This window comes from Afipia birgiae 34632, from assembly GCF_000308295.2.
Taxonomy (GTDB): Bacteria; Pseudomonadota; Alphaproteobacteria; order Rhizobiales; family Xanthobacteraceae; genus Afipia; species Afipia birgiae.
Genome location: NZ_HG326653.1, coordinates 224,833 through 250,957, shown reverse-complemented (window position 1 = coordinate 250,957; position 26,125 = coordinate 224,833). Strand labels below are relative to the sequence as shown.

Here is a 26,125-nt window from a genome sequence, read left to right as displayed (position 1 = left end):
GGTCCGATGACAACAATCAAATAGGGAGAGAACCATGAAAGCCGGATCACTGCACACGATTGCGTTGCTGACGCTCACCGCTTGCGGACTGACGCAAGCGCTGGCGGACAAGAAGGGCGAAATCCGCATCGGACAGACATTGCCTTACAGCGGGCCGCTGTCTGGCTTCGGCACGATTGGCCGTGTGCAGGAAGCGTATTTCGAGAAGGTCAATGCCGAGGGGGGCATCAACGGGCGCAAGGTGAAGTTCATCAGCATGGATGACGCCTATTCGCCGCCGAAGACCGTCGAGCATACGCGTAAACTCGTCGAGCAGGACGAGGTACAGGTGATGTTCGGCTCGCTCGGCACCGCGACCAATAACGCCGTGCATCGCTATCTCAACGGCAAGAAGATCCCCCAGCTCTTCGTTCTCAGCGGCGCGACCAAATGGGCCGATCCGAAGGGCTTCCCGTATACGATGCCCGGCATGGCGGCTTACGAGTCCGAGGGTGTGATTTACGCCAAGTACATCCTGCAAACCAAGCCGAACGCCAAGATTGCAATCCTGGCGCAGAACGACGATTTCGGCCGCGACTATGTCAACGGCTTCAAACGCGCGCTCGGCGCCAAAGCTGCCACGATGATTGTCTCTGAGGTCAGCTATGAAACCAGTGCGCCGACCATCAGCTCGCAGCTTGCGACCTTGAAGGCTTCCGGCGCTGACGTGCTGTTCGGCGTGGTGCTTGGGAAATTCACGTCGCAATTGATCAAAGGTATTGCCGAATTGGGCTGGAAGCCCGAGCTGACATTCCTGCCAACCTCAGCGGCGTCAATCTCGTTTCTGGCGCCGGCCGGTCTGGAGAATGCCGTCGGCATGATTTCGTCCAGCAACCAGAAGGACGTCAATGATGTCCAGTGGGCAAACGATCCGGGCGTGAAGGACTACTTCGCGTTCATGAAGCAATACATGCCGAATGCGGATCTCAACAATTCCAACTATGCCGCCGGATATCACTACGCCCAACTGATGGTCGCCGTTCTCAAGGCGTGCAAGGACGACATTAGCGCCGAGAATATCAAGCGCCAGGCCGCCTCATTGAAGGACGTTCAGTTGCCGTTGTTGTTGCCTGGCATCACGGTGACCACAGGAGCGGATGACTATCTGCCGTTCCAGCAACTTCTACTGCGCCGCTTCGACGGCAAGAGCTGGGTTGGGTTCGGCAAGGTTCTCGACGATCAGTAAATTTACAGCGGGCGTGCTGCGGATGCAGCGGCGCGCCCGTTCTCGTCCTCTTCCAGCTGGAACGACACCATGATCATCAGCGGCGATCGCCAGATCAGCACTCCCGAGATTCAAGAGCGCATCGCGCGCGCGGCGAACGGCTTCAAGGCGCTCGGCGTTCGCGACGGCGCGCCCGTCGGGATGATGTTGCGCAACGATTTCGCCTTCTTCGAAGCTTCATCGGCCGCCGCGATGCTTGGTTCGCCGGTGGTGCCGATCAATTGGCACCTGAAGGCCGAGGAGGTTGCCTACATCCTGGCCGACAGCGGCGCTCAGGCGCTGGTCTGCCACGCCGACTTGCTGCCCCAGATCAAGGATGGCTTGCCGAAGCGGCTGCCGCTGCTGGTGGTGACGACTCCGCCGGAAATCGGCGATGCTTTCAGTGTTTCGCCTGAGCTTGCGCGCGTGCCCGATGGCCTTGTGGATTGGGACACCTGGCGCGATGGCCACGCGCCATTAAGGGACGTGCCCGGCCGTGCATCGCCGATGTTCTACACCTCCGGCACCACAGGCCGGCCGAAGGGGGTTCGGCGTCTGCCGATGCAGCCCGAGAAAATGGTTGCCGTAGAACGTGTCAGCGCGATTACCTATGGCGTGAAACCGAACGAGGATCAGGTCGTTCTGATGAATGGCCCGATGTATCATTCGGCGCCCAATTCTTATGGCATGCTGGCATTTCGCCACGACTGCACCATCGTGCTCGAGCCGCGCTTCGATCCCGAAGATCTGTTGCAGTTGATCGAGCGACACAAGGTCACGCACATGCACATGGTCCCGACCATGTTCGTGCGTCTGCTACGGCTGCCTGACGAGGTAAAGGCGCGCTACGATCTGTCGTCGCTGCGTTTCGTCGTGCATGGCGCGGCTTCCTGTCCCATCGCGGTGAAGCAGGCGATGATTGCGTGGTGGGGGCCGGTGGTTCACGAGTATTTCGGCTCGACCGAAACCGGAATTCCAATCTGGCATTCGGCGCAGGAGGCGTTGGCGAAACCCGGCACGGTCGGGCGCGTCATCGAAGGCGGTATCGTCAAGATCTTTGGGCCGAACGGCGAGCCCTGCGGTTTGAACGAGATCGGCGAGATTTTCATGAGGCAGACCGCGATCCCGGATTTCGATTATCACCGCAAGGCCGGTGCGCGCGAGGAAGCTGGCCGTGAGGGTCTGATCAGCGTCGGCGATGTTGGTTACCTCGACGAGGACGGCTATCTGTTCCTGTGTGACCGCAAGCGTGACATGGTGATTTCGGGTGGCGTCAACATCTATCCCGCGGAAATCGAGAACACCTTGATCGGCATGGACGGCGTGCGCGACTGTGCGGTGTTCGGCATCCCGGATGAAGAGTTCGGCGAGCGGCTGTGCGCCTGCATCGAGCCGGATACCGGTGCCGCGCTGACGCCGAAGGATGTGCAGGATTATCTGCGCAAACGGCTGGCGAACTTCAAAGTGCCGAAAGACATTAACTTCCTTGAGGCACTGCCGCGCGAGGCCAGCGGCAAGATCTTCAAGCGCAAGCTGCGTGATCCCTATTGGGAAAATCGGCCTTCCGCGTAGCGCGGTTGTGCATCCCTGGCATTAACGCAATCTCGCAGACCTGTTGAAAGCTGCCGAATCCTGCCGTTGCCGGTGGTCCTGCGCTGAAATCATGTCATGCTGTCCCGAACGCAACAGCACGGCTGGATGAACCGCTGGCGGGGGCACGCAGTATGATGTTCTTTGCATGATCTCCTTGGCGCAAGGCTTGCTCGGAGCAGCATCGGGCTCGCTTGTCGGCTTTTCGCTGGGTCTGGTCGGTGGCGGCGGTTCGATTCTCGCGGTTCCCTTGATGGTTTATCTGGTCGGAGTGCCGAACGCGCATGTAGCGATCGGCACCAGTGCGTTCGCCGTTGCGGCGAGTGCCGCATTCAACCTCATTATCCACGCACGCTCGGGTATGGTGAAGTGGGGATGCGCATCAGTGCTCGCGGGAGCCGGCGTCGTCGGAGCATTTCTTGGGTCTCTGGTCGGCAAGATGGTCGACGGCCAGCGTCTGCTGGTGATGTTTGCGCTCTTGATGCTGGTGATCGCTGCGCTGATGCGGCGTCGCCGCGATCACGGCGGCAACCAGCTTGTGCAATTGAGCAAGACCAACGCGCCGGTGCTCTCTGGTCTCGGGCTCGCGACCGGAATTCTGTCCGGTTTCTTCGGCATCGGCGGCGGATTCCTGATCGTGCCGGCGCTCGTCTTTGCGACCGACATGCCGCTGGTTTACGCGGTAAGCTCGTCGTTGGTGGCCGTGCTGGCTTTTGGGCTGACCACCGCAGCGAGCTACGCTTTTTCCGGCCTGATCGATTGGCCGCTGACCGCAGTCTTTATCGTCGGTGGCCTGGCTGGCGGATATATCGGCGTGAAATCGGCGCATCTGCTCGCAGACAGGCGTTCCTTGCTGAACGATATCTTCGTGGGTGTGATTTCCTGCGTCGCGATCTATATGCTGATCCGAAGCTGGATGGGATGATGGGCCGGGAGCGGCGGCAGGTTACGCTGCGGGCTTGATCCAGACGCGGTTGTCATGGAACGCCGCGCCGCCATAGGGTGCAATCGGGTCTGCACCCGTGAGCGTGTTGATGCCGCGGTCGTCTTCATACGCTTCGTTCGGCCAGATCGACTCCGCGATCAGCACGCCACGCCGGACGCCTTCGAAGGTCTTGGCGTGAATGCGTACTTCGCCGCGCTGATTGCCGAGGATCACCTTGTCGCCATCCGCGATCGATAGCGCTGCCGCATCGTCGGGATGGATCATCACCGTCGGCCGCTGTTCGCGGCCGAGCGAAGTCGGTGTCTCGGTGAACGTCGAGTTGAGGAAATTGCGCGCCGGAGACGTGGCGAGACGAAATTCATGATCTTCGTCGGCCTCCTCGATCACCGTCCAATGATCCGGCAATTGCGGCAAGCCATCGACGGGACCGGAAAGTCCCGGGCTGCGGAATGGCACCGTCGGCCAGTCGGGCTTGAAGCGGAATTTGCCGTCGGGCCACGCAAAGCCGTTGGCGTAATGCGCAGTCTCAAAGTCAGGCTGACAGTCGATCCAGCGTTCGCGCTCGAGGTTTTCCAGCGTGCCCCAGCCGGATTCCCGCAGCGTCCAGTCGATGATCTCACGCGGCGTCATGTCGAAGCCGCGATGCTCGGCGCCAAGCCGCTTCGCAAGATCCACGATGACATCGTGATTCGAGCGGCATTCGCCCGGCGGCTCGATCAGTTTGGGGCCTGCAAGAATGTATTGATGTCCGCCACCTTGATAAACGTCGTCATGCTCCATGAACATCGTGGCGGGCAGCACGAGATCGGCGACCTTCGCCGTCTCGGTCATGAACTGCTCATGTACGCACACGAACAGATCCTCGCGCGCGAAGCCCTGTTTGACGCGAGTCTGGTCCGGCGCGACTGATACCGGGTTGGTGTTCTGGATCAGCATCGCCGTCACCGGCGGTCCGCCGAACAGCGCATCCGCGTCGCCGCACAGGATCGCGCCGATCTGGGATTGGTCGAGCATGCGGATCGATGGATCGACCACATCGAGTCCTTCGATCAGCAAGCGGTCCCAGTGATAGATCGCGCCGTTGTTGTGGAATGCGCCTCCCCCTTCATGGCGCCACGCGCCGGTCACGGCCGCAATGCAGCTTGCGGCGTGCATATTGGCTGCGCCGTTGCGTGAGCGGGAAAAGCCATAGCCGAGCCGAAAATATGTGCGCGGGGTGTTTCCCACCAGCGCAGCAAATTCCTCGATGGTTTTGACCGGGCAGCCGGTAATTTTTGAAGCCCATTCCGGACCGCGGCTTTGCAGATGCTGCTCAAGCTCGCGCGGTGCATCGGTATGCTGCGCAAGAAAATCGCGGTCCGCTTTGCCGTCGCGAAACAGGCAATGCATCACCGCGCAGGCAAGCGCGCCGTCGGTGCCCGGCCGCACCAGCACCGCGAGATCGGCCTGCTCCATGGTGCCGTTCATGTAGACATCGACGGCGACGATCTTCGCGCCGCGTTCCTTTCGCGCCCGCGTCGCGTGGGTCATGACGTTGACCTGGGTGCTCACCGCATTGGTGCCCCAGATCACGACGCAGTCAGACTTTGCGATCTCACGCGGATCGGGACCGGCGAGCTTGCCGGTGCCGGCGACGAATCCGGTCCATGCCGGATTGACGCAGATCGTGGAATGGAAGCCGGAATATCGTTTCGCGTGGCGCAGGCGATGGATGCCGTCGCGCATCACCAGACCCATGGTCCCGGCATATTGATAGGGCCACACCGCCTCGCTGCCATAGCGCGCCTCGGCCTCGCGGAATTTCTCTGCGACCAGGTCGAGCGCCAAGTCCCATGAGATCGGCGCAAAGGTCCCGGAGCCTTTGGATCCGGTGCGGAGCAGCGGCTTTGTCAGGCGGTCGGGGTGATGGATGCGTTCAGCGTAACGGGCGACCTTGGCGCAGATCACGCCGGCGGTATAGCCGTTGTCCCGCGCACCGCGCACCCGGCCGATGGTGCGCTCATCAAGCACCTCGACTTCCAGAGCGCAGGTCGAGGGGCAATCGTGCGGGCACGCCGTCGGGGCGACCCGGAGCGGGGCGGACTTGGGGTGGCGCATTTCGTTCATTGCAGTGACCTTAAGCGGCGCAGCCAGACATGCAAGGTTGGGACAAGGGCGCTGGGGCTTGGAAGGCCCGATTCCAGCGCATGGCGGAAAACCAGTTCTCGGACTCAACTCCCGGTGCATGGTTGTGCTATGCGAAACCCGATATTCGGAAGCGGCGGTGACTACGTCGGCTCCGGTGTCAGGTCACCATCTCGAAGGAATCCCTATGAATATTCTGCCCTCCAACCTGCGCTTCGGCGCGGGCCAGTCCGTCAAGCGTCTTGAGGATCAGCGGCTTCTCACTGGGCAAGGGCATTTCATCGACGACAAGGCGCAGGACGGCGCGCTGTGGCTTTACGTGCTGCGCTCTCCGCACGCCCACGCCAAGATCACGGCTGTCGACACCAGCGCCGCGTTGGCCATGCCGGGCGTCGCAGCAGTCTACACAGGGGCGGATCTGGTTGCGGACGATATCGGCACGATCCCAACCCTGCCGATCTTCAAGCGGCCCGACGGTTCGCCAATGGCTGCGCCGCCGCGGCGTTTGCTGGCCCATGATGTTGTCCGCTTTGCCGGCGAGCCGGTCGCGGTCGTACTCGCCCCATCGCGGGCCGATGCGCAGACGGCAGCCGAGGCCATCATCATTGACTACGAGGTTCTGCCCGCGGCTGTTAGTCCAACCGATGCTCTGGCGTCCGGTGCGCCTGTGGTCTGGCCGGATGCGCCGGACAATATCGCCGCCGCCATGAGTTATGGCGATGCGGCCGCAACGGAAGCGGCTTTCGCGAAGGCCAGGCACGTGGTCTCGCTCGACATTACCAGCCAGCGGCTGGTGCCGTCCGCGATGGAGCCGCGCAGCACCATGGCGGAGGTCGACAAGAAAACCGGCCGCCTTACACTGCATGTCCAGAGCCAGACGCCGACCGCGACGCGCGACATTCTTACGGATGTTGTGCTCAAACGCCCGAAAGACAGCGTTCAGGTACTGGTCGGCGACATCGGCGGCGGCTTCGGTCACAAGGTCAATCTCTATCCCGAAGACGGCATCGTCGCTTACGCGGCTACGAAACTGAAGCGCACGGTGCGCTGGCGCGGCGATCGCATCGACGACTTCATTGGCGGTTCGCACGGCCGCGATCTCACATCGACCGGCGAATTCGCGCTCGACGAGAAAGGCCGCGTGCTGGCATTTCGCGTTCGCTCGCTTGGCGGCACCGGTGCGTATCTCACCGGTGCGGGCGTGATCATTCCGCTGGTGCTCGGGCCGTTCGTGGCGACCGGCGTCTATGATCTTCCGCTGATTCACTTCGACATCAAGGCTGTCCTGACCCACACCGCACCGACTGGGCCGTATCGCGGCGCAGGGCGACCGGAAGCGGTCTTTATCGTTGAGCGGCTGATGGATGCCGCCGCGCGGCAGATCGGTATGGATCCGCGCCAGATCCGCAAGGTCAATTACATCAAGCCGTCGCAACTGCCTTACAAGAATGCGGTCGGCGAAGTTTACGACAGCGGCGCTTTCGCGCACATGCTCGAACGCGCCTCAAAACTCGCGGATTGGGATGGATTCAACTCGCGCAAGAAAGCAGCGAAGAAGAAGGGCCTGCTCTATGGGCGCGGCCTCACCAGCTACATCGAATGGACCGGCGGCCGTGTACACAGCGAGAAGGTTACACTGTCGGCGACAGCCGAGGGCCGCGTCGTGCTGCAGTCGGGCACCCAGGCGATGGGGCAGGGCCTTCAGACCAGCTACTCGCAGATGGTGGCTGGTGCGCTCGACATTCCGCTCGACCGGATCGATGTGATTCAGGGCGACACCGACAAGGCGACGGGTGGCGGCAGCGTCGGTTCGCGTTCGTTGTTCGTGGGCGGTACTGCAACCGTTGTGTCGGTTGGCGATCTGATTCAGAAGGCGCGCGAGAAAGCCTCGCATGTACTCGAGGCCTCAGTCGGCGATATCGAATATGGCGACGGCGTTCTGACGGTGGTTGGCACTGACCGGCGTGTCAGCCTGTTCGATCTGGCCAAGGACGAGAAGGACTCGCGCCTCAGCGTCGAGAGCAAAGGCGAGGTGGATGGGCCGACCTGGCCGAACGGGACGCATATCTGCGAGGTCGAGATCGATCCGGAAACTGGTGTGACTCGCGTGGTGCGTTACACCACAGTGGATGACGTCGGCGTTGCGATCAATCCGATGCTAGTCACCGGCCAGGTGCACGGCGGAGTCGCACAGGGCATCGGACAGGCGCTCTATGAAGGCGTGGTGTACGATTCTTCGGGCCAGTTGCTGACCGCGAGCTATCAGGATTATTGCATCCCCCGCGCCAGCGACATGCCGCACATTGATGTCACGCTCGACGATTCCGCACCGTGCAAGACCAATCCGCTCGGCGCTAAAGGCTGCGGCGAATCCGGCGCGATCGGCGGCCCGCCTTGTATCGTCAACGGCGTGATGGATGCGCTCAGTGACCTTGGCATCACATCGCTGCAAACGCCGCTGACGCCGGTGAAAATCTGGGATGCGATCCGCGCCGCGAAGAGCGACAGGGCGGCGTAATCACGTTCAGCGCGGCCCTTCGCCGGATGCGCGCAGGGCCGTCAGGCCCTCGCGATAGGTGGGATAGGCCAGCGTGACGCCGAGTTCGTTGCGGAGCAGGTCGTTCCGCACGCGTTTGCTCTCGGCATAGAACGAGCGGCCCATCTCGGTGAGACCTGCGTCGTCAAGGCTGATTTCAGGCGGCGGTGCAACACCGCAGAGCGAGGCGGCGAAAGTCACCACGTCCTGCGGCGGTGCGGGCTCGTTGTCGGTGACATTGTAGATCGCACCCGAACGAGGCCGATCGAGCGACGCGTCCACCGTGCGTGCGATGTCTTCAACATGGATGCGGTTGAACACCTGGCCTGGTTTGACGATGCGGCGGGCCGTTCCGCGTGCCAGCTGCACGAGCTGGCTCTGACCGGGACCGTAGATGCCCGCGAGCCGAAAAATGTGAACGGCGATGTTGTTCGCGGCACCGAAGGTAAGCCACGCCTGTTCGGCATCAGCGCGTTCGCGCGAACGAGCATTGGTCGGCGCCGCCGGTGTTCGTTCATCGACCCACGCGCCGCCGTGATCGCCATAAACGCCGATAGTCGAGAGATAGCCGATCCATCGCAGCTTCGGCGCGGCCGCAATCTGGTGGGCGTAAGCCGCAAGCACTGGATCGCCGCCGGTCCCGGGCGGCACCGAGATCAGCAAGGCATCGCTTTCGGCAATGTCGGTGTCGATAGCGCTGTCGCACCCATCCGGCCCGAACACGTGCACCGACAAGCCTGCAGCGGCCAAGGCCTGCGCCTTGTGTCGCGTCCGTACGGTTCCAGTGACGCGGTCGCCACGGGCCGTGCGGCGCTCAGCAATGGTTCTGCCGCTGAAGCCGAGACCGAAAATAAACAGATTCACGGAAAACTCTGTTCAAGAGGGACGATGCCACGTACCTATCGGCTCGCATGCAGGTTTACAACACAATGGAGCGCCGGATTGAGCGATTACGATCCGCTTCGTGAGCATCTCTCACACCAGACCAAGGTTGAATTCGTCCTGAGCTTTGAGGAGATAGAGGACATTCTCGGCTTTGCGCTGCCGCGCGCGTCGCAACGGGCATCGTGGTGGGAGAAGGAGCGCAATCCCGAGAACGCGCGGCCGCAGCGCGATGCCATACGCGACGGCGGTTACGAGGCCACGCGCCTCGCCGATGGAAAAGGTGTCCGGTTTCGAAGACTTTCCGCGGGCCGATACCGTCCGCGGTAGTTCTATGAGTCCTGAAATCCGGCTTTCCGCCTGAGCGCACGATGGTCATCGCCGGTGAGCAGGTCGATGAAAGCCTGCCCGATCGCAGCATGCTCTGTCGTTGCCGTCAGCGCTGCCGCGTACATCGTTGTCAGTTCGTAACCGTGCGGCAGTGGTCCGATCAACGTCAGTCCCGGCGTATTGAGAATTTCCGTCGTCTGCGTGCAGCCGATAGGGCGGCTGGCTTTCGACGCCGCGAGATGTCGCATCGCGGTTGCGCCATTGGGGAACTCACACAGCCGCGCCGCAATTTGGTCTGCGAGTCCCAGACCTTTGAGTATTTTCGCGACATGTACTCCCGCAGTCGAGGATTTGGTGTCGGGCACGAAGATGGCGTCTGACGCAAGCAATGCCTCACGCAAGGCCTCGGCACTGTCGATTTCGAAATGAGGGTCATCGCTGCGCACCGCAACCGCGGTTTCAACAAGCCCCACGTTCCGTATCGTGGTAGGATAGATAAGGTTTTGCCCGGCCAGCGCTTTGAGCACCGCCGTTGTGAGCACCACGGCATCGGCGGGTATGCCCGCACGCAGTCTGTCGGCCATGATGCCGACCGCACCGAATTCGCCTTCGATTGCCCATCCGGTGATTGTCTTGAATTCGGGCGTGAGCGCATCGGCGAGTCCTTGCGCAGCGCCGCCACTGAGAATTTTCAGGGTGTTCATGATTCTTATTGCACCTTGCCGTCGATCGCTTTGACGACGGCGGCCCACTTTAGAATGTCATCGCGCAGGAATGCACCGAATTGCGCCGGGGTCATTGACATCGGCGCGGCGCCCTGGCTGGCCCAGAGCGCGACAATCTCCGGCCGCTTCACGGCGTCGTTGATTTCGGTATTCAGCGTTGCGATCATCGCGGCGGGCGTGCCCGCTGGGGCCATCAGGCCAAGCCAGATGGTTGCTTCGTAGCCAGGAACGCCAGCTTCCGCCACGGTCGGAACATCGGGGAGGACGCTTGAGCGGGCCTTCCCAGTAGTTGCGAGGGCGCGCACCTGTCCCGCGGCAATGTTTGGCATCATGGTCGTCATGGCGTCGATCATCATCTCGATTTGTCCGCCGATGATATTGTTGCGGGCTTCGCTGCTTCCCCGATGCGGGACATGGACGATGTTGGTGCTCGTCATCGACTTGAAAAGCTCGCCAGCCATGTGATACGGCGTGCCCTGTCTGGAGGACGCGTAGTTGAGCTTCCCCGGCTGTGCGCGGGCCAATGCGATGAATTCCGCAAGGGTCTTTGCCGGAACCGAGGGATGCACGACGATGACGAGATCGGATGTGTTGACCGGCGCAATGGCGGTGAAGTCGCGCATCAGGTCGTAGTTTCGATTGGGCAGCAGCGACTCGTTTGCCGTCTGCGCGTTCGACATCATCAGCAGCGTGTAGCCGTCAGGAGCGGCTTTCGCCGCTTCGGCCGTGCCGATGACGGCGCCAGCTCCCGGCCGGTTCTCCACCACGAAGGGTTGTCCGAAGCGTTCCTGAAGAACCCTTCCGATCAGCCGCGCGGTGACATCCGCCGGGCCGCCCGCCCCGAATGGCACGATGATCCTGACAAGATGGGACGGAAAGGTCTGCGCCAGCGCCTGCGTCGCCACGAAAAGCACTCCAATGGCGATGGCAAATCCCGAGCATTTCATGAAATGGGCCTTATGCGCGGCGGCTAATCCGCCGCGCATTAAAGGCTCAAACCGAAGCAGTTGCCAACGGCCTACACCCGGAAGTCGTTGGTGCGCTGCAATATGAACTTGCGAAAACCGCTTTGCTTCAATGCGAAAGTTCAATGCCCCGCCCAAGCGTGATCCCGCTATAAAGGCGTCTCAAGCAAGAATAACTGGGAGCGCAATATGACATCGAAGTTTCTGGCCGCAACGGTCGCGGCGTTCAGCCTGACCGCAGCACTGCCGGTCTCCGCTCAGCAAGGCGTCAAGATTGGAATTCTCAACGATCAGTCCGGCGTCTATGCCGACTACGGCGGCAAGTGGTCTTTCGAAGCGGCCAAGATGGCTGTCGAGGATTTTGGCGGCTCGGTTCTCGGCCAGAAGATCGAAGTAATCTCCGCCGATCACCAGAACAAGCCTGACCTCGGCGTCAGCATCGCGCGCCGCTGGTACGAGGTTGAGAATGTCGACATGATCACCGAGCTGACCACGTCATCGGTCGCGCTCGCGGTTCACGATCTCTCCAAGCAGATGAAGAAGATCGACATTGTGGTTGGCGCTGCCACGTCGCGCCTGAGCGGCGATGCGTGTCAGCCTTACGGTTTCCACTGGGCCTATGACACCCGTGCGCTTGCGTACGGCACTGGCGGAGCTCTGGTGAAGGCCGGTGGCGATTCCTGGTTCTTCATGACGGCTGACTATGCGTTCGGCCATGCACTTGAAAAGGATACCGGCGACTTCGTTACGCAACAGGGTGGCAAGGTGTTGGGTGCGGTTCGCATTCCGCTGAACACCGCGGATTTCTCCTCGTTCCTGCTGCAGGCCCAAAGTTCGAAGGCGAAGATCATCGGTCTCGCCAACGCAGGCCTCGACACCACGAACTCGATCAAGCAGGCGGCGGAATTCGGCATCGTCAAGGGCGGCCAGAAACTCGCCGGCCTCCTTCTGACGGCGGCCGAGGTTCATGGCCTCGGCCTTGAGGCTGCACAGGGCCTCGTGCTGACCGAAGGTTATTACTGGGACGTCAATGACCGGTCGCGCAATCTCGGTGAGCGCTTCTTCAAGCGCACCGGCCGGATGCCGAACATGATTCAGGCTGGCACTTATTCGGCGACCTTGTCGTATCTGAAGGCCGTCAAGGCCGCTGGGACCAAGGATACCGAAGCGGTGGCCAAGAAGCTGAAGGAGCTGCCGGTCGATGACGACTTCGCGCAGGGCGGCAAGGTTCTCGAAAACGGCCGTATGGTTCACGACCTCTATCTGTTCGAGGTCAAGAAGCCGTCCGAGTCGAAGAAGCCCTGGGACTATTACAAGCAGCTTGCAGTGGTGCCGGGCGACAAGGCTTTCCCGACCGCCAAGGAAAGCGGCTGTCCGCTGACCAAGTAACACTGAACCTCGGCATCCGGTCCGGCGTCTTGCCGGGCCGGATATCGCGGTGACCTCTCAACTGATAGTATTTGAAGCCGCTATTTCTTAAACATTTTTGCGCCGCCGCCTTCTTGAAGGTCTCGGGCCGCGCTAAAGATAGACAATGATCCGCATTCTCGCGCCGTGTCTGCTTCTGCTGCTTGGTCTGCCCGCGGCCGCGCAAGCGCCGTCGGAGCAGAAGCCTGCGGCTGAGCAAGGGACTTCAGCCGAGCAAAAGGCCTCGATCGAGCCCAAGCCAGCTGCGGTTCTGTGCGTTTACAACAGCAAGAATTACAGCGAAGGCGCGACCGTTTGCGTGCAGAAGGCTATGATGCAGACATGTATGTTGGATGGAATCCGGGCCATCTGGGTCGCGGTCACGGACGAAAAACTCAGCAGTCGCTGTACAGCGCCCGCGCCGCGCCTCTCAAAGTATCAGCGGGCGGCGATCTGGAATCGCCGGAGCATCGCTAGGGAAATCGCGCCTGCGATAGACAGCGCGCCGTTCTGTTATTACACGAACGGCAAACGGTTCTGCGAATAACGCCGTCGGTTCTCCACGGCAGCGGCAATCAGCAAGGCCGCACTAGCTCAGCCCATCAGTTGGTTTTGTAAATCGCATTGGCCCAGGTGCCGCCGCATGTTTCGTCGCGGTTGCCGGTGCACTTGGCGTTGCAGTTGTCAGCTGGGCCGAATTTGCCGAACTTGTTGCCGCAGAAACAGTGCCCACCATATTGCGTGCCGGCATGACTGAAGCCCTTGTCGCGGCATGTTGAGACGCACAGTTGTGTGGTCATTTTGCTGTCGTAGAAGGTGTGGCCGTCAAGGTCGCGCTTGCTGTCGTCCTTGAAGCATCCGAGATAGCCGTTCGCCGCCGAGGTCGTCGCGGCGCTGGTCGCCGGGGTCACCGCAGCGGTGGCGGAGGAAGTTTCGGGTGCGGTGGCCTTCGACGCGGGATGCAGCGAGCGCTCGTCAGATTTCGCCGTCGCGACTTTCGTGTCCTGCGCTTTCAGGTCCTGCAAACGCGCGCGGGCGAGGTCGCCATAGATGCTGTCGCCGAAGCGGCGCACGAAGGCATCGAGTACGGTCGGGCTTGTCGTTGCGGAAACCGCGCGCCATGCTTCCGCGATCTCGTTAGCCGATGGCGACGGTGCAGGTGAGACCGCCGGAGCCCGTGCCGTTACCGACGAGCCCGGATCGGCCGATGCGACCTGCGCCGCGGCCGGCTTGGTCTCGGTTTTTGTATCGGCCTTGGCCGCTACCGGCGTGTCGACGATCGCAACCGTGTTGCCGCCAAGCGAGCCATAGACATAGGGCTCCTGCTTGCGGGCGGTGGCGGACAGCACCGAATCCCGCACCCGGCCGAACGCAATGCGCAGATCGACGCCCGGTGTCGCGATGTGCTCAAGCAGGGCGGTGGTGAAGGGACTATTGCTGTTGTCGCCGTCAAGCGCGACCGACCCCGCCTTTGCGGCGAATGCAATCAGCGTGTCCGAGACCGTCGGCTCGATCTTGGCGAGGCCCCGACCGACCGACCGCGACGCCACGGTGCGCTTCATGGTCTTGGCGAAGGGATTATCACGGCAGGCATCCAGCATGACCAGCCGCAGGCGCTTGGCGGGTTCGATCGCCTTCAGCAATCGATCAAGCGAGAGTGCCTCGTCCTCGATATCGAAATCGCGCGCCAGCTTCGCATCCGCCGGCACCAGATAATTGGTGCCGTCGACCTCGATGCCATGGCCGGCGAAAAACACCACGGCGACATCGGCGTCCTGCGCCTTGTCCGAGAAGTCGCCGACCGCACGGCGCAGATCAGCGATGCCGACGTCGCGTTTTGTTTCAACGACATCGAAACCAGCTTTCCGGAACAGCGCCGCCATTGCATCCGCATCGTTCGATGGGTTCGGCAGCTTGGCGACATGCTGATATGCGGAGATGCCGAGCACCAGCGCGACGCGCTTGTCAGCCCGCGCGGCAGTCGCGGCGAATTGCGTTGTGGTCAGCATCGCAAAAAAGATCAGCAAGGAACGCAGCAGGGCGTGCACGATATGCCTCCGAGACTTTCAGCCCGCTATCTACCACATGCGTCGATGTGCGGAAAAGAGCCGGAGTATGGCAAAAAATCGCTGTTTTGCTTGAACTTTCCGGGCCGTGGCGTAGACATCGCGCGCAGGAGCGTGAAGGCAACAGATCCAGGAGACAGCCGTCCCATGTCCGTTCGCATCGTCGGTGTCCGTGAGATCACCAAGCCGATTTCGTCCCCGATCCGCAACGCCTATATCGATTTCACCAAGATGACGACGAGCCTCGTCGCCGTCGTTACCGATGCGGTTCGCGACGGCAAACGCGTCGTTGGTTATGGGTTTAATTCCAACGGCCGCTACGGGCAGGGCGGATTGATCCGCGAGCGCTTCGTGCCGCGGCTGCTGGAAGCTGATCCGAAGTCGTTGCTGGATTCGGCAGGCACCAACATCGACCCGGACAAGGCGTGGGCAACGCTGATGTCAAATGAAAAGCCCGGCGGCCACGGCGAGCGCTCGGTTGCCGTTGGCACCATCGATATGGCGATCTGGGACGCGGTAGCGAAGATCGCAGGCAAGCCGCTGTTTCGGCTGCTGGCAGAGCGCCACAAGCGCGAAGCCAATCCGCGCGTGTTCGTGTATGCGGCGGGTGGTTATTATTATCCCGGCAAGGATCTGTCGGCATTGCGCAGTGAGATGCGCGGCTATCTCGATCGCGGGTACAATGTCGTCAAGATGAAGATAGGTGGTGCGTCCATTGCGCAAGACCAGGAGCGCATCGAGGCGGCGCTGAAGGAAATCGGCAACCAGGCGCAGCTTGCGGTGGACGCCAATGGACGTTTCGATCTGGAAACCGGGATCGCCTATGCCAAGATGCTGCGGGAGTATCCGTTGTTCTGGTACGAGTCCCATGATTGACGTCGGCGCCGGCCGGCGAAAGGCTGGGCAAGTCGTAATCATGGGGAGCGAGTACAGATGAAAGTGATGTCTCAGCAAGCAGCGGAAACCCGGATGGATGTAGCCAAGGCAATTTACGTCTCGGTGGAGCTGAGCCAGTCAACTTGGCTGGTGACTTCATTCGTGCCGGCCATCGATACCAAAATGGCGCGGAAGGGTCTCCCAGCCGGCCAGATCGGACGGCTGCTCAGCTTGCTTACCGAGCTCCGCGCCAGGGCGCACCGTAAGACCGATTCTTGGCTCCCCGTGATCGTTATCCAGGAGGCAGGCCTTGATGGGTTCTGGGTCCATCGCGTCTTGGCCGACGAAGGTGTTGAGAGCCATGTGGTGGATGCGACATCGATAGCGGTGCCCAGAAAAGCGCGCCGAGCTAAAACCGATCGTATCGACGGAGAAACACTCGTCCGCGCACTTATGTCGTTCAAACGGGGTGAGCCACGAGCATGTGCGATGGTTCGGATTCCATCCCATGACGAGGAAGACCGGCGTCGGCTCGTCCGGGAAAGGAAAGCCCTGGTTGTCGAGCGACTGACGCACGTCAACCGAATTGAGGGACTTCTGTTCGCACAAGGAATTTCGGGCTACCGACCTCTGAATCGCGATCGACGATCTCGCCTCGAAGAGCTTCGCACTGGCGATGGTCGGCCGCTCGCACCTTTCTTGAAAGCCCAGATATCGCGAGAACTTGACCGTCTTGAATTGGTGATCGAGCAGATCAAAGTGATCGAGGCGGAGCGCGATAAGCTTCTGGCGTCCGAACGGAAAGAGGCAAATAGCGCCATTTCCATGCTCGAGAACCTGCGTTGTATCGGACCTGAGTTCGCATCTCTGCTTTGGACGGAAGGCTTTTACAGGCACTTTGACAATCGCCGACAAATCGCGGCTTACGCGGGATTAGCACCAACACCGTGGCAGAGCGGATCCGTTGATCGTGATCAAGGAGTGTCGAAAGCCGGCAACCCGCGGTTACGCACCACGATGATACAGCTGGCCTGGCTCTGGCTGCGCCATCAGCCTGATTCTGCGCTAACCCGCTGGTTCCGGCAGCGAGCAGCATCGAGTGGTTCTGCCCAGCGCAAGAAAATCGTTGTCGCACTCGCCCGCAAACTACTCGTTGCTTTGTGGAAATATGTGACGGTTGGCGTCGTGATTGACGGGGCGAAGCTGAAGAATGCGTAGAAACTGCTCCACATCGTCATCTACTGAAGCCTGATCAGCTTCAGCAGATCCAGGCGGGCGAACCGGAAGTCTTCTTTGGCTTAAACAGCCGAGTATGAGGATGGTCGCGCCTTCCTGAGCCCAGCCCATCGAATGCGGGAATGTGGTGCCGCTGCTTGGCGCAGCGACCGGATATAAGGTTGTCCCGGCTGTTTTCCGGCCGAGGAAAGACATGGGTTCACCTGGATACTGGAGGCCAAACTAATGGAGCAGAACAATGGAGAGCCGATGGCTTGACCAATCATCATATAAGGAAGTCGGCGATCCGCTCGACTTCCAGTTGCAGGCAGCGCTCGCGGAATACTATCCGGGTCCGATGGCCACCGGCGAAAACCTGTTCAGCCATCAGGATGCGCGGAATCTCATTCGCTACGGCGGCATGCGGCCGGACCGTGACTGGCTGCAGTTCGACTGTGCATTGTCGTATGGTCTCTGCGAGTATCTCCGAACACTCGACGTTCTGAAGACACACGGTTGGTCGCCGTCGCGCTGCATCCCGCACGGCGGGCACCAGATGTCGCTGAACATCGCGGCAGGCTTGGGTCTTGGCGGCAATGAAAGCTATCCGGATCTGTTCCAGCCGTATGGCGGCTTTCCAGATGGCGTGCGCGTCGAGAACGGCCACATCACCATGCCGGACTTGCCGGGAATCGGCTTCGAGGGCAAATCCGATCTTTACAGGGAAATGAAGGCGCTGGCGGACTGACCACTGATTTTCATATCGATAGATCAGATTTCAGCATGCAGAACTACTCGTTTGCCAAAACCATTGTTACGCCTAGATTTGAGGACGTCGCTGGTTCTTTCGTTGTGAATTGAGTCGTCTGAGAGTGGTCTGTCCGCATTTTTGCGGTCAGCCATTCTTCCTCAAACTGGCCGTCTGCTTGCAGGCGGCCTCTTTTCCACCTGGTTCGCGCGCTGTCACGAATTGACGTGAATGAAGTCCCGCAGCGGATAGATTTCGGTGTTCCACTTCCGGCCGCTGAAGACACCGTAATGGCCGACGCCGGCCTGCATGTGGTGCACCTTGCGGTAGGCGCGAACGCCGGTGCAGAGGTCGCTGGCGAGCTATGAAGAGCGGGTGATCGCCCTTCCTGAAGTGCAGGAGTGGATCAAAGCTGCACGGCAGGAGCCGGCGGAAAGAGCTCGAGGTGAATATTAGGCAATGGCCTCGCGCAACTGTCTTTCCGCTGGGCCATCGTTGGCGGGCGCATGCATGAAACGACACTGCTCGGGGGCGCATCTCGCGCGCCTTGCACGAGATGCACGGCGATGTCCGCACATTCCCGTCGTTTTAGAATCCCTGCCATCTGGTGAAGGCCAACATGCAGCCGTCGGAGGGCATCGGCTGGTATAGGCACGATTGCGACTTCCAGATCATCGTCATGACCAAGGGGTGAGCAAAGTTCATATACGAGGAGCCGACGCTGGTGAAGGCCGGCGACGTGGTGCATCAGCGGTCCGGCATCGTGCACTTGTTCGATTACTCGCCGGACATGGAATATCTGGAGATCGTCAGTCCGGCGGATTTCAAGACGGTGGACATGCCTGCGCCGACCGACAAGGTGCCGCCGACGACGCCCTAGACGTGATTGCTCTGACAAAACGGCACGCACTGCTGTCATTGCGAGGAGCATGGCGACGAAGCATTCAGTTCTTCGCCTATCACTCTGGATTGCTTCGCTTTGCTCGCAGTGACGAGCAGCCGCTTTGCTATGCCACCGTTTTGTGTTTTCCTTTCGGCTAAACCTATGGGAAACACAGATGCCGATACGTGCACGCGTTAACAAATTCATTGCAGTGGTTGAGAGCGGCGGTCACGCTGGCGCTATCGAACGATACTACACCGAAGATGCCAGCATGCAGGAGAACACCGCGCCGCCACGCGTTGGCCGCGACGGCTGGTGGCGCATGAGCGCGGCATTCTAGCGCAAATGAAAGAGGTCCATTCCAAGGCGCTGGGCGACAAGATTATCGTGAGCGGTTCTTCTACAACGCGGCGAAGACGTAACGCCTTCGCGCCTCTCAAGACCTGCCGTCATGCGGGCGATGACAATGTCTCGCTTGACGCCGCGATCCGCATCCTGACAGATGGCGGAACTGCCGCTGGAATCGGCAGAGAAGAAGAGCGAAAGCTCCTTTGGGGAAACGCCGGAATATGAATTCGCCTGACACCGGCCCCGTCGTGGATGAGAAAATCATCGACGAGACATCGATCCGCTATGAAGGCTGGCCGATCGTCGGGGTCTGCTTTCTGGTTGCGACGTTTGCCTGGGGCGCTGGCTTTTACGGTCAGGGTGTCTATCTTGCCGAGCTGCAGCGTCTTCACGGCTGGCCGGCCTCGCTGATCTCGACTGCCACCACTGGTTACTATCTGTTCAGCGCGGCTCTGGTGGTGTTTGTCAGCGAAGCGATCCGCACGCTGGGGCCACGCCGCCTTCTCATCGGCGGCATTCTCGCTGTTGCCGCAGGCACCGCCTTGGTTGGCCAAGTGACGTCTCCGTGGCATTTGTACGTCGCCTATGCGCTGATCGCCTTTGGCTGGGCGGGCACCAGCCTTGCCGCGATCAACAACACGCTGGGGCTGTGGTTCAACAAGCGGCGTGGCATGGCGATTAGTCTTGCCTTGAACGGCGCAAGCTGCGGCGGTGTGCTCGGCGTACCGCTTTTAGTTGCCGCCATTGGCAAATTTGGCTTTCCAGCGACATCGATCGGCGCGGCGCTGGTCATCGTCCTGCTGGCAATACCGGCGATTCTGATCTGGGTTGGCCAGCCACCGAAGCGTTTACTACCGCCGGTCGATGCGTTCGCTGTCACGCCCGCGCCTGCCGTCCAATCAATTGCACAGATGCGCCGCGGAGCGTTCGGCAGCCTTTCGTTCTGGACGATCACCGTGCCGTTCGCGATGCTTATGATCGCGCAGGTGGGCTTCATCGTGCACCAGATTTCGTTTCTTGATCCGATCATGGGCCGCGAGCGCGCCGGCATCGCAGTGGCGCTGATGACCGCGATGGCGGTGGTGGGACGCGTGCTGTTCGGTTTCGTCGTTGATCGGATGGATCAGCGTAAGGCGGCGGCGTTATCGGCGATCAGTCAGGCAGCTGCGCTAATCGTCATGATCAACACCCGAAACGAGGTCACATTGTTCACTGCCAGCGCGGTGTTCGGTTTTTCGGTCGGAAACATGATCACGCTGCCGACGCTGATCGTGCAACGGGAGTTCAGCGCGGCGGCGTTCGGCGTGCTGGTTAGCCTCGTGACGGCGATCTGTCAGTTCACCTACGCGTTCGGGCCGGGGATCGTCGGCTTGCTGCGTGATATCTTCGGCAGCTACGCCGTGCCGTTCTATGCGTGCGCCGCACTCCAGATGATTGCAGCCGCCATTGTGCTGGTGCGGGGAAAAGCTCTGCGGGCCAACTGATCAGGTCTTGCGCTCTCGCAGCAGCGCATCTACATCGAGCCTGCGTGTAAACATCGCCAGCGTTCCATCGGCGGCACGAGGCCATTCTGCCTCGGGCCGATCCCAATAGAGTTCGACGCCGTTTTCGTCAGGGTCGTGCAAGTAAAGCGCTTCGCTGACACCATGGTCGCTTGCGCCGTCGAGTTGTATTCCAGCCTCAAGCACCCGATGCAATGCATCGGCCAGCGCAGCCCGTGTCGGATAGAGGATCGCAGTGTGAAACAGGCCGGTGGCGCCTTCCGGCGGAGGCTTGCCGCCCTTGCTCTGCCAGGTATTCAGGCCGATGTGATGATGATAGCCGCCCGCTGAAATAAAGGCCGCTTGATCACCGTAGCGCTGCATCAACTCGAATCCGAGCACGCCTTGATAGAAGCCGAGCGCGCGGTCAAGGTCAGCCACCTTGAGATGGACGTGGCCGATCCGCGTTCCCGCGATCACAGGCCTAAATGCGTCTGTGGCTGCCATGCTAGCTTCTCCGGGATGCGAGGTCTTGCGATGCAGGCGATGCATCGGTCTCACGGATGTATGAGCGGGTCCATCACGGCACAAGGTCGGACGTTTCGCCCTCGGGCAATTCGACTTCGAAGGTGTTGAGTGTCATCGACACCAATGCGTAGTAGCCGAGCAGGCCAACCAGTTCGACCACGCCGGTTTCGCCCAGCATCTCGACGGCCTTGTCGTAAAGCAGCTTCGGGACCTTGCAATTTTCGTGCAGCGACTCGCTGAACTCGTAGACTAGTTGCGCTTTCCGGTCGTTGAAATCAGGAACGTGGCGATGATTGATGGCGGCGATGATATTCGGGTCGAGCCCTGCCGCGAGCGCCATCTTCTTGTGTGCATACCATTCGTACTGCGCGTTCCAGTGCCGTGCGGTGACAAGGATGGCAAGTTCCGACAGGCGCGGCCCGAGCGTGGTATCGTAACGCAGGAACGCGCCGAGCCGGCTGGCGTGCCGCGCGACTTCAGGCGCATAAATCCATGCTCGCAACGGCGGTGTGACAGTGCCGCGTTTGCTTGAAACCGATTCCTCAAAGATGCTCTTCTGATCGGCGGTCATTTCGCTAGGCGAAAGCGTTTTCAGGCGCATGGCGGTTCCTCTGTTTTAAACGCGGTGGCTGTGCCGGGAATACTGCCAAGGTTGCCGCGCATGGCTACCATATCGCACCCGATGAGGCTTTCGCGTCAGCGAGATATTGAAATCCGCCAAGCGGACAGTACAGTCCGGCCCAGAAACTGATCAAAGCCGCGCATCGCGTCGCGGTCCATCAGCCCGAGGGACGATCGAATGGCCGATATGGAAAAATTCCGCAGCGAAACGCGCGCCTGGCTGGCGGCGAATTGTCCGCCCGAAATGCGCAAGCCGGTGGCGAACGAGACCGATGTGTTCTGGGGCGGCCGCAACACCACGTTCTCGTCAGAGCCGCAGCGCCTCTGGTTCGAGCGCATGCGCAACAAAGGCTGGACCGTTCCCGAGTGGCCGAAGGAATATGGCGGCGGCGGCCTTGATGCAGAGGAAACAAAAATCCTGCGTCAGGAAATGGCTGCGATCTCCGCGCGGCTTCCGCTGTCGAGCTTCGGCATCTGGATGTTGGGGCCGGCACTGCTGAAGTACGGCACCGAGGCGCAGAAGCGTGAGCATCTGCCGAAGATCGCTGCCGGACTGATCCGCTGGTGTCAGGGCTATTCGGAGCCGAACGCAGGTTCGGATCTGGCCTCGCTGCAAACGCGTGCGGATATCGATGGCGACGATTACATCATCAACGGCCAGAAGATCTGGACCTCGATGGCGAATTTCGCCGACTGGATCTTTTGTCTGGTGCGAACCGACTTTAGCGCCAAGAAGCATGACGGCATCAGCTTCATTTTGTTCGATATGGCCTCGAAGGGCGTCTCCACCAAGCCGATCCTCCTGATCTCCGGCAAGTCGCCGTTTTGCGAAACCTTCTTTGACAACGTCCGCGTCCCGCGTTCGCATGTGGTCGGCACCGTCAATCGTGGTTGGGATGTCGCGAAGTATCTTCTGCAGCACGAGCGCTCGATGATCAGCGGTCTGGGAGAGCGCGGTGGCGGGCGCCCGCTCGGCCAGATCGCGGCAAATTCCATCGGCGCGGACGAACGTGGCCGGCTGGACGATGCAGTGTTGCGCGGACAGATCGCAGCCTTCGATGTAGATGAAGCCGCGCTGGCCTGTGCTTCCGAGCGAGCGGTCGATCTGGCGAAGGCAGGACAGGGACATCCGGCTTATTCGTCGGCGCTGAAGTATTACGGCACCGAGCTGAACAAGCGCCGGTATGAGCTCCTGATGTCGGCCGGCGGCGTCGATGCGCTGGAATGGGAAAGCGCTCGCTCGCAGGAAGGAGCGTTGGCTCGCTCATGGCTGCGCACCAAGGCGAATTCGATCGAAGGCGGCACCAGCGAGGTGATGCTCGGCATTGTCGCCAAGCGCATCCTCGACCTGCCCGGCGCGTAAGCCATTCAGTCGCGCACCGCTCTCCTTAACCGATAACTCGTACCGGATACCCAAATGGCTCTCGTCCTTAACGAAGAACAGTCAATGCTGCGCGACAGCGCGCGTGGTCTCATCAGCGACAAGGCTCCGGTCGCGCATCTGCGCAAGCTGCGAGATGCGAAGGATGCTACCGGCTTTTCGCGGGATCTCTGGAAAACCTTCGCTGAGATGGGCTTCTCTGGCTTGCTGGTGCCGGAAGAGTTCGGAGGTAGCGGGCTTGGCTGCGTCGAGGCCGGCGTGGTGATGGAGGAAATCGGCCGCACACTGATGCCGTCACCGTTCCTGTTGACCGGCGTGGTGGCTGCGACCGCGTTGGCGCGTGGCGGCAATGCCGCGCAGAAATCAGAACATCTGACGAAGATTGCCAAAGGCGATCTGATCGCATCACTCGCGGTGGACGAAGGCGCCAAGCATCGCCCCCTGAAGACGGCGATGCAGGCTGTGCGTTCCGGCAACGGTTTCAAGCTCAAGGGCACGAAGGCGTTCGTCGTCGATGGTCACGCCTCGGATTTGCTGATCGTCGCGGCCCGCACCGCAGGTGAGAGCGGTGATCGCGAGGGGCTGACGCTGTTTCTGGTCAATCCCAAGAGTAGGAGCATCGAGATCGAGCGCACCGCGATGGTTGATGCGCACAACGCCGCGCGTATCGTGTTCAATGATGCCGAGGTAACGGCGGACGGCGTGCTCGGAGAGGTCGATCAGGGTGGAGCCTTGCTCGAGGGCATTCTCAATGTCGGCCGTGCGGCCGTGGCGTCCGAAATGGTCGGCGTCAGTGAAGAGGCCTTCATGCGCACGGTGACCTATCTGAAAGAACGCAAGCAGTTCGGCAAGCCGATCGGTGAGTTCCAGGCACTGCAGCACCGCGCCGCGCATCTTTACACCGAGATCGAGATTACCAAGGCGGCCGTGATGAAGGCTCTGCAGGCGCTGGACTCGGATGTCGACAAGGCAGGCGCTGCGGTGGCCGTTGCCAAGGCGAAAGCCGGATCGACGGCGACGCTGGCCGTGCAGGAGGCTGTGCAGATGCATGGCGGTGTCGGCATGACCGATGCGTTCGACATCGGATTCTTCATGAAGCGCGCGCGGGTATGTCAGGAATTGTTCGGTGATGCCGCATATCACGCTGACCAGCTGGCGCGGCTGAAGAATTACTGAGCGCTAGCCGGAGCTTTTGCCGAGGAAGCAAATGGCCGGGACAAGCCCGGCCATCACAATCCCGATTAAATAGATAACGCGTATTACCGGATCGGCGGTGCGTACTGGATGCCGCCGGCGTTCCAGAGCTGGTTGAGACCGCGTGGAATTGCCAGCTTGGAGCCGGTGCCGACGTTGCGTTCATAGACTTCGCCATAGTTGCCGACATGGCGGATGATGCGCGCCGCCCAGTCCCGGGTCAGGTCAATTTCCTCGCCATAGGCGCCTTCGGTGCCGACCAACCGCATGATATCCGGCTTCTTCGACTTCAGCGCTTCGTCGATATTCTTCGATGTCACGCCGAGTTCTTCCGCGTTGAGCATGGCGTAGATCGTCCATTTTACAATCAGTAGCCATTCGTCGTCGCGCTGTCGAACTACCGGTGCCAGCGGTTCCTTCGAAATCACATCCGGCAGGATGACATGTTCGCCGGGTTTGGTCAGCCGCAGCCGCAGCGCATAGAGTTGCGATACGTCGGTGGTCAGTACATCGCACTGGCCTGAATCATAGGCCTTGATGACATCTTCGAGCTTCGGGAGGTTCAATTCCTGATACTTGATGTTGTTGGCGCGGAAATAGTCTGCAAGATTCAGCTGCGTCGTGGTGCCAGCCTGAACGCAGACCTTGCTGCCGTCGAGTTCAAGGGCGGAATCGATATTGCGCGACTGACGCACCATAAAACCTTCGCCGTCGTAGTAGGCGACGGCTGCGAAGTTCAGGCCGTATTCGGTCTCGCGTGACATGCTCCAGGTGGAGTTGCGCGACAGGATATCGACCTTGCGGTTGCGCAGTTCCTTGAAGCGCTCGCTGGCATCGAGCGGAATGAATTTCACCTTGTTCGGGTCGTTGAAGATCGCGGCGGCAACAGCCCGGCAGATATCCACGTCGAAGCCGGACCAGTTGCCCTTGTCGTCGGGAATCGAGAAGCCCGGCAGGCCAGAATTGACACCGCAAAGGACAGCATCTCGTTTCACGGTGCGTTTCAGGGTTCGCGTGTCGTACCGCTCGTAGGCGATTGCCGCTGCCGCAACCGCGACAGCAATAGTGGCGCCGATGAGGAGACCAGTGCCGAAGGTGCGCGAAAAAATGGCCATGAATGAATCTCGCTTCTGAAGTATGCGTACGGAAAACGAAAGATCTGTGCCGGAAAACTAGATTTCGGGCCGCTGGCGGATGATGACCTTGGTGCCGACGGGGACGCGATCGAAGAGATCGGTCACGTCGGCATTGACCAGACGGAAGCACCCGGACGACACGGCGCTGCCGATGGTCTGCGGCTGGTTGGTGCCGTGAATGCGATAGACCGTGGCGCCGAGATACAGCGCCCGCGCGCCCATCGGATTGCCGGGGCCGCCCGCCATGAAGCGTGGCAGGTAGGGCTGGCGCGCGATCATTTCCGGCGGCGGTGTCCAGTCCGGCCATTCCTGCTTGCGGGAAATCTTCTGCAGCCCCTGCCATTGGAAGCCCTCGCGGCCGACACCGATGCCGTAACGCAGTGCGCGACCGTTGCCCTGCACGAGATAGAGAAAGCGCTCAGAGGTGCTGATGACGATGGTGCCGGGCGCTTCGGTCGTGCGGAAGAAAACCGCAGTGCGCTTGAATTCCGGTGCAATTTCCTCGTCCTCCGGAATGTATCCCGGCTGGTCACCGATGTTCATCTCGCGGCCCTGCGCGAATGCATGAGGTGCTGCGAACAACAGGCTGGCCGCGATCGCCGCCAAAGCGAGAGAGCGAATGATGTTCATGTCGAGAATCCCGCGTTTAGTCGTGCCCTCGCGCATCAAACCTTAGCCGTGCGCGGCTGGCAAGTGATACCCGCCCCAAGGCCACCATGTGTCGTAAATCCTTAAAATATATTCGAAATCGGTGATCATCCGGATCAGTGCGGGGCGATCCAGAGCCGCAGGATATAGGCGAAAACGGCAACGGTGCCGGTCCCGAGCAGCCACAAGGCGACGAACCACAACAGCTTTCGCGACAGCGGCCCGGGCGGTTCGGATGGCGAGGTCATGCTC

23 protein-coding genes and 3 pseudogenes are annotated in these 26,125 nt (G+C 60.7%); 15 read left to right on the top strand and 11 right to left on the bottom strand.

Going from position 1 to position 26,125, the window contains the following annotated elements; genetic code table 11:
- Window positions 1-34: 34 nt before the first annotated feature.
- From BN32_RS15080 to BN32_RS15070, 3 genes are all read left to right on the top strand, one after another.
- Window positions 35-1,225 (top strand): ABC transporter substrate-binding protein, encoded by a 1,191-nt coding sequence (locus BN32_RS15080; RefSeq protein WP_019199497.1) that lies wholly within the window; start codon window positions 35-37, stop codon window positions 1,223-1,225.
- A 69-nt stretch (window positions 1,226-1,294) separates the two neighbouring features.
- Window positions 1,295-2,815, top strand: a complete 1,521-nt coding sequence (locus BN32_RS15075) for an acyl-CoA synthetase (RefSeq protein WP_019199498.1) — start codon at window positions 1,295-1,297, stop codon at window positions 2,813-2,815.
- A gap of 166 nt (window positions 2,816-2,981) precedes the next feature.
- Entirely contained in the window at window positions 2,982-3,758 is a 777-nt protein-coding gene (locus tag BN32_RS15070; protein ID WP_019199499.1) for a sulfite exporter TauE/SafE family protein, read from the top strand.
- Window positions 3,759-3,779: 21 nt separating this feature from the next.
- Here the strand turns inward: BN32_RS15070 and BN32_RS15065 are convergent, their stop codons facing one another.
- Window positions 3,780-5,885 (bottom strand): molybdopterin-containing oxidoreductase family protein, encoded by a 2,106-nt coding sequence (locus BN32_RS15065; RefSeq protein WP_040426572.1) that lies wholly within the window; start codon window positions 5,883-5,885, stop codon window positions 3,780-3,782.
- Window positions 5,886-6,090: 205 nt separating this feature from the next.
- Between BN32_RS15065 and BN32_RS15060 the strand changes: the two genes are divergently transcribed.
- Window positions 6,091-8,421, top strand: a complete 2,331-nt coding sequence (locus BN32_RS15060; RefSeq protein WP_019199501.1) for a xanthine dehydrogenase family protein molybdopterin-binding subunit — start codon at window positions 6,091-6,093, stop codon at window positions 8,419-8,421.
- A 6-nt stretch (window positions 8,422-8,427) separates the two neighbouring features.
- Here BN32_RS15060 and BN32_RS15055 read toward each other — a convergent pair whose 3' ends face one another.
- Entirely contained in the window at window positions 8,428-9,303 is an 876-nt protein-coding gene (locus tag BN32_RS15055; RefSeq protein WP_019199502.1) for an SDR family oxidoreductase, read from the bottom strand.
- 78 nt (window positions 9,304-9,381) lie between these two features.
- Between BN32_RS15055 and BN32_RS15050 the strand changes: the two genes are divergently transcribed.
- The gene (locus tag BN32_RS15050) at window positions 9,382-9,651 is read left to right on the top strand and encodes a DUF7662 domain-containing protein (RefSeq protein ID WP_019199503.1); all 270 of its coding nucleotides are present in this window, start codon (window positions 9,382-9,384) and stop codon (window positions 9,649-9,651) included.
- A gap of 2 nt (window positions 9,652-9,653) precedes the next feature.
- Here BN32_RS15050 and BN32_RS15045 read toward each other — a convergent pair whose 3' ends face one another.
- Both BN32_RS15045 and BN32_RS15040 read right to left on the bottom strand, forming a co-directional pair.
- The gene (locus tag BN32_RS15045) at window positions 9,654-10,355 is read right to left on the bottom strand and encodes a molybdate ABC transporter substrate-binding protein (protein WP_019199504.1); all 702 of its coding nucleotides are present in this window, start codon (window positions 10,353-10,355) and stop codon (window positions 9,654-9,656) included.
- Window positions 10,356-10,360: 5 nt separating this feature from the next.
- On the bottom strand, window positions 10,361-11,323 hold the full coding sequence (locus tag BN32_RS15040; RefSeq protein WP_051488535.1) for a tripartite tricarboxylate transporter substrate binding protein: 963 nt from the start codon (window positions 11,321-11,323) through the stop codon (window positions 10,361-10,363).
- Between the two features lie 207 nt (window positions 11,324-11,530).
- Here BN32_RS15040 and BN32_RS15035 point away from each other — a divergent pair, with 207 nt between their 5' ends.
- Together BN32_RS15035 and BN32_RS15030 are read left to right on the top strand one after the other, a co-directional pair.
- Complete coding sequence (locus tag BN32_RS15035; protein ID WP_019199506.1) at window positions 11,531-12,730, top strand: ABC transporter substrate-binding protein; 1,200 nt, start codon at window positions 11,531-11,533, stop codon at window positions 12,728-12,730.
- A gap of 145 nt (window positions 12,731-12,875) precedes the next feature.
- Complete coding sequence (locus BN32_RS15030) at window positions 12,876-13,295, top strand: DUF1496 domain-containing protein (RefSeq protein WP_019199507.1); 420 nt, start codon at window positions 12,876-12,878, stop codon at window positions 13,293-13,295.
- 55 nt (window positions 13,296-13,350) lie between these two features.
- Here BN32_RS15030 and BN32_RS15025 read toward each other — a convergent pair whose 3' ends face one another.
- Window positions 13,351-14,796 carry a caspase family protein gene (locus BN32_RS15025; RefSeq protein ID WP_040426571.1) on the bottom strand — a complete coding sequence of 482 codons (1,446 nt, stop codon included), beginning with the start codon at window positions 14,794-14,796 and terminating at the stop codon, window positions 13,351-13,353.
- 165 nt (window positions 14,797-14,961) lie between these two features.
- On the opposite strand from BN32_RS15025, the pseudogene BN32_RS15020 reads away from it, so the two are divergent.
- The 3 genes and pseudogenes from BN32_RS15020 to BN32_RS15010 form a co-directional block, all read left to right on the top strand.
- Window positions 14,962-15,678, top strand: a pseudogene (locus tag BN32_RS15020) (enolase C-terminal domain-like protein); the annotation flags it as partial.
- Window positions 15,679-15,747: 69 nt separating this feature from the next.
- Window positions 15,748-16,908 carry an IS110 family RNA-guided transposase gene (locus tag BN32_RS15015; RefSeq protein WP_019199509.1) on the top strand — a complete coding sequence of 387 codons (1,161 nt, stop codon included), beginning with the start codon at window positions 15,748-15,750 and terminating at the stop codon, window positions 16,906-16,908.
- 286 nt (window positions 16,909-17,194) lie between these two features.
- Window positions 17,195-17,653 (top strand): annotated as a pseudogene (locus BN32_RS15010) (enolase C-terminal domain-like protein); the annotation flags it as partial.
- Window positions 17,654-17,868: 215 nt separating this feature from the next.
- On the opposite strand, the pseudogene BN32_RS26245 reads toward BN32_RS15010, so the two are convergent.
- Window positions 17,869-18,012: pseudogene (locus tag BN32_RS26245) on the bottom strand (polyhydroxyalkanoate depolymerase); the annotation flags it as partial.
- Between the two features lie 365 nt (window positions 18,013-18,377).
- Between BN32_RS26245 and BN32_RS27750 the strand changes: the two are divergent.
- From BN32_RS27750 to BN32_RS14995, 3 genes are all read left to right on the top strand, one after another.
- Entirely contained in the window at window positions 18,378-18,533 is a 156-nt protein-coding gene (locus tag BN32_RS27750; protein WP_019199512.1) for a cupin domain-containing protein, read from the top strand.
- Window positions 18,534-18,711: 178 nt separating this feature from the next.
- Complete coding sequence (locus BN32_RS15000) at window positions 18,712-18,876, top strand: hypothetical protein (protein WP_244438183.1); 165 nt, start codon at window positions 18,712-18,714, stop codon at window positions 18,874-18,876.
- Between the two features lie 229 nt (window positions 18,877-19,105).
- Entirely contained in the window at window positions 19,106-20,368 is a 1,263-nt protein-coding gene (locus BN32_RS14995) for an MFS transporter (RefSeq protein ID WP_019199514.1), read from the top strand.
- Here BN32_RS14995 and BN32_RS14990 read toward each other — a convergent pair whose 3' ends face one another.
- Window positions 20,369-20,872, bottom strand: coding sequence for a VOC family protein (locus tag BN32_RS14990; RefSeq protein ID WP_040426759.1), 504 nt, complete (start codon window positions 20,870-20,872; stop codon window positions 20,369-20,371).
- Window positions 20,873-20,945: 73 nt separating this feature from the next.
- Window positions 20,946-21,494, bottom strand: coding sequence for a carboxymuconolactone decarboxylase family protein (locus BN32_RS14985; RefSeq protein ID WP_019199516.1), 549 nt, complete (start codon window positions 21,492-21,494; stop codon window positions 20,946-20,948).
- Between the two features lie 198 nt (window positions 21,495-21,692).
- Between BN32_RS14985 and BN32_RS14980 the strand changes: the two genes are divergently transcribed.
- Both BN32_RS14980 and BN32_RS14975 read left to right on the top strand, forming a co-directional pair.
- Window positions 21,693-22,877 (top strand): acyl-CoA dehydrogenase family protein, encoded by a 1,185-nt coding sequence (locus tag BN32_RS14980; RefSeq protein WP_019199517.1) that lies wholly within the window; start codon window positions 21,693-21,695, stop codon window positions 22,875-22,877.
- Window positions 22,878-22,931: 54 nt separating this feature from the next.
- The gene (locus BN32_RS14975) at window positions 22,932-24,071 is read left to right on the top strand and encodes an acyl-CoA dehydrogenase family protein (protein WP_040426570.1); all 1,140 of its coding nucleotides are present in this window, start codon (window positions 22,932-22,934) and stop codon (window positions 24,069-24,071) included.
- Between the two features lie 83 nt (window positions 24,072-24,154).
- On the opposite strand, the gene BN32_RS14970 is transcribed toward BN32_RS14975, so the two are convergent.
- The 3 genes from BN32_RS14970 to BN32_RS26835 form a co-directional block, all read right to left on the bottom strand.
- Complete coding sequence (locus BN32_RS14970) at window positions 24,155-25,204, bottom strand: amino acid ABC transporter substrate-binding protein (protein ID WP_019199519.1); 1,050 nt, start codon at window positions 25,202-25,204, stop codon at window positions 24,155-24,157.
- 57 nt (window positions 25,205-25,261) lie between these two features.
- A complete protein-coding gene (locus BN32_RS14965) occupies window positions 25,262-25,855 on the bottom strand; it encodes a L,D-transpeptidase (protein WP_051488518.1) in 594 nt (197 codons plus the stop codon).
- Window positions 25,856-25,989: 134 nt separating this feature from the next.
- On the bottom strand, window positions 25,990-26,121 hold the full coding sequence (locus BN32_RS26835) for a hypothetical protein (protein ID WP_019199521.1): 132 nt from the start codon (window positions 26,119-26,121) through the stop codon (window positions 25,990-25,992).
- Window positions 26,122-26,125: the final 4 nt, after the last annotated feature.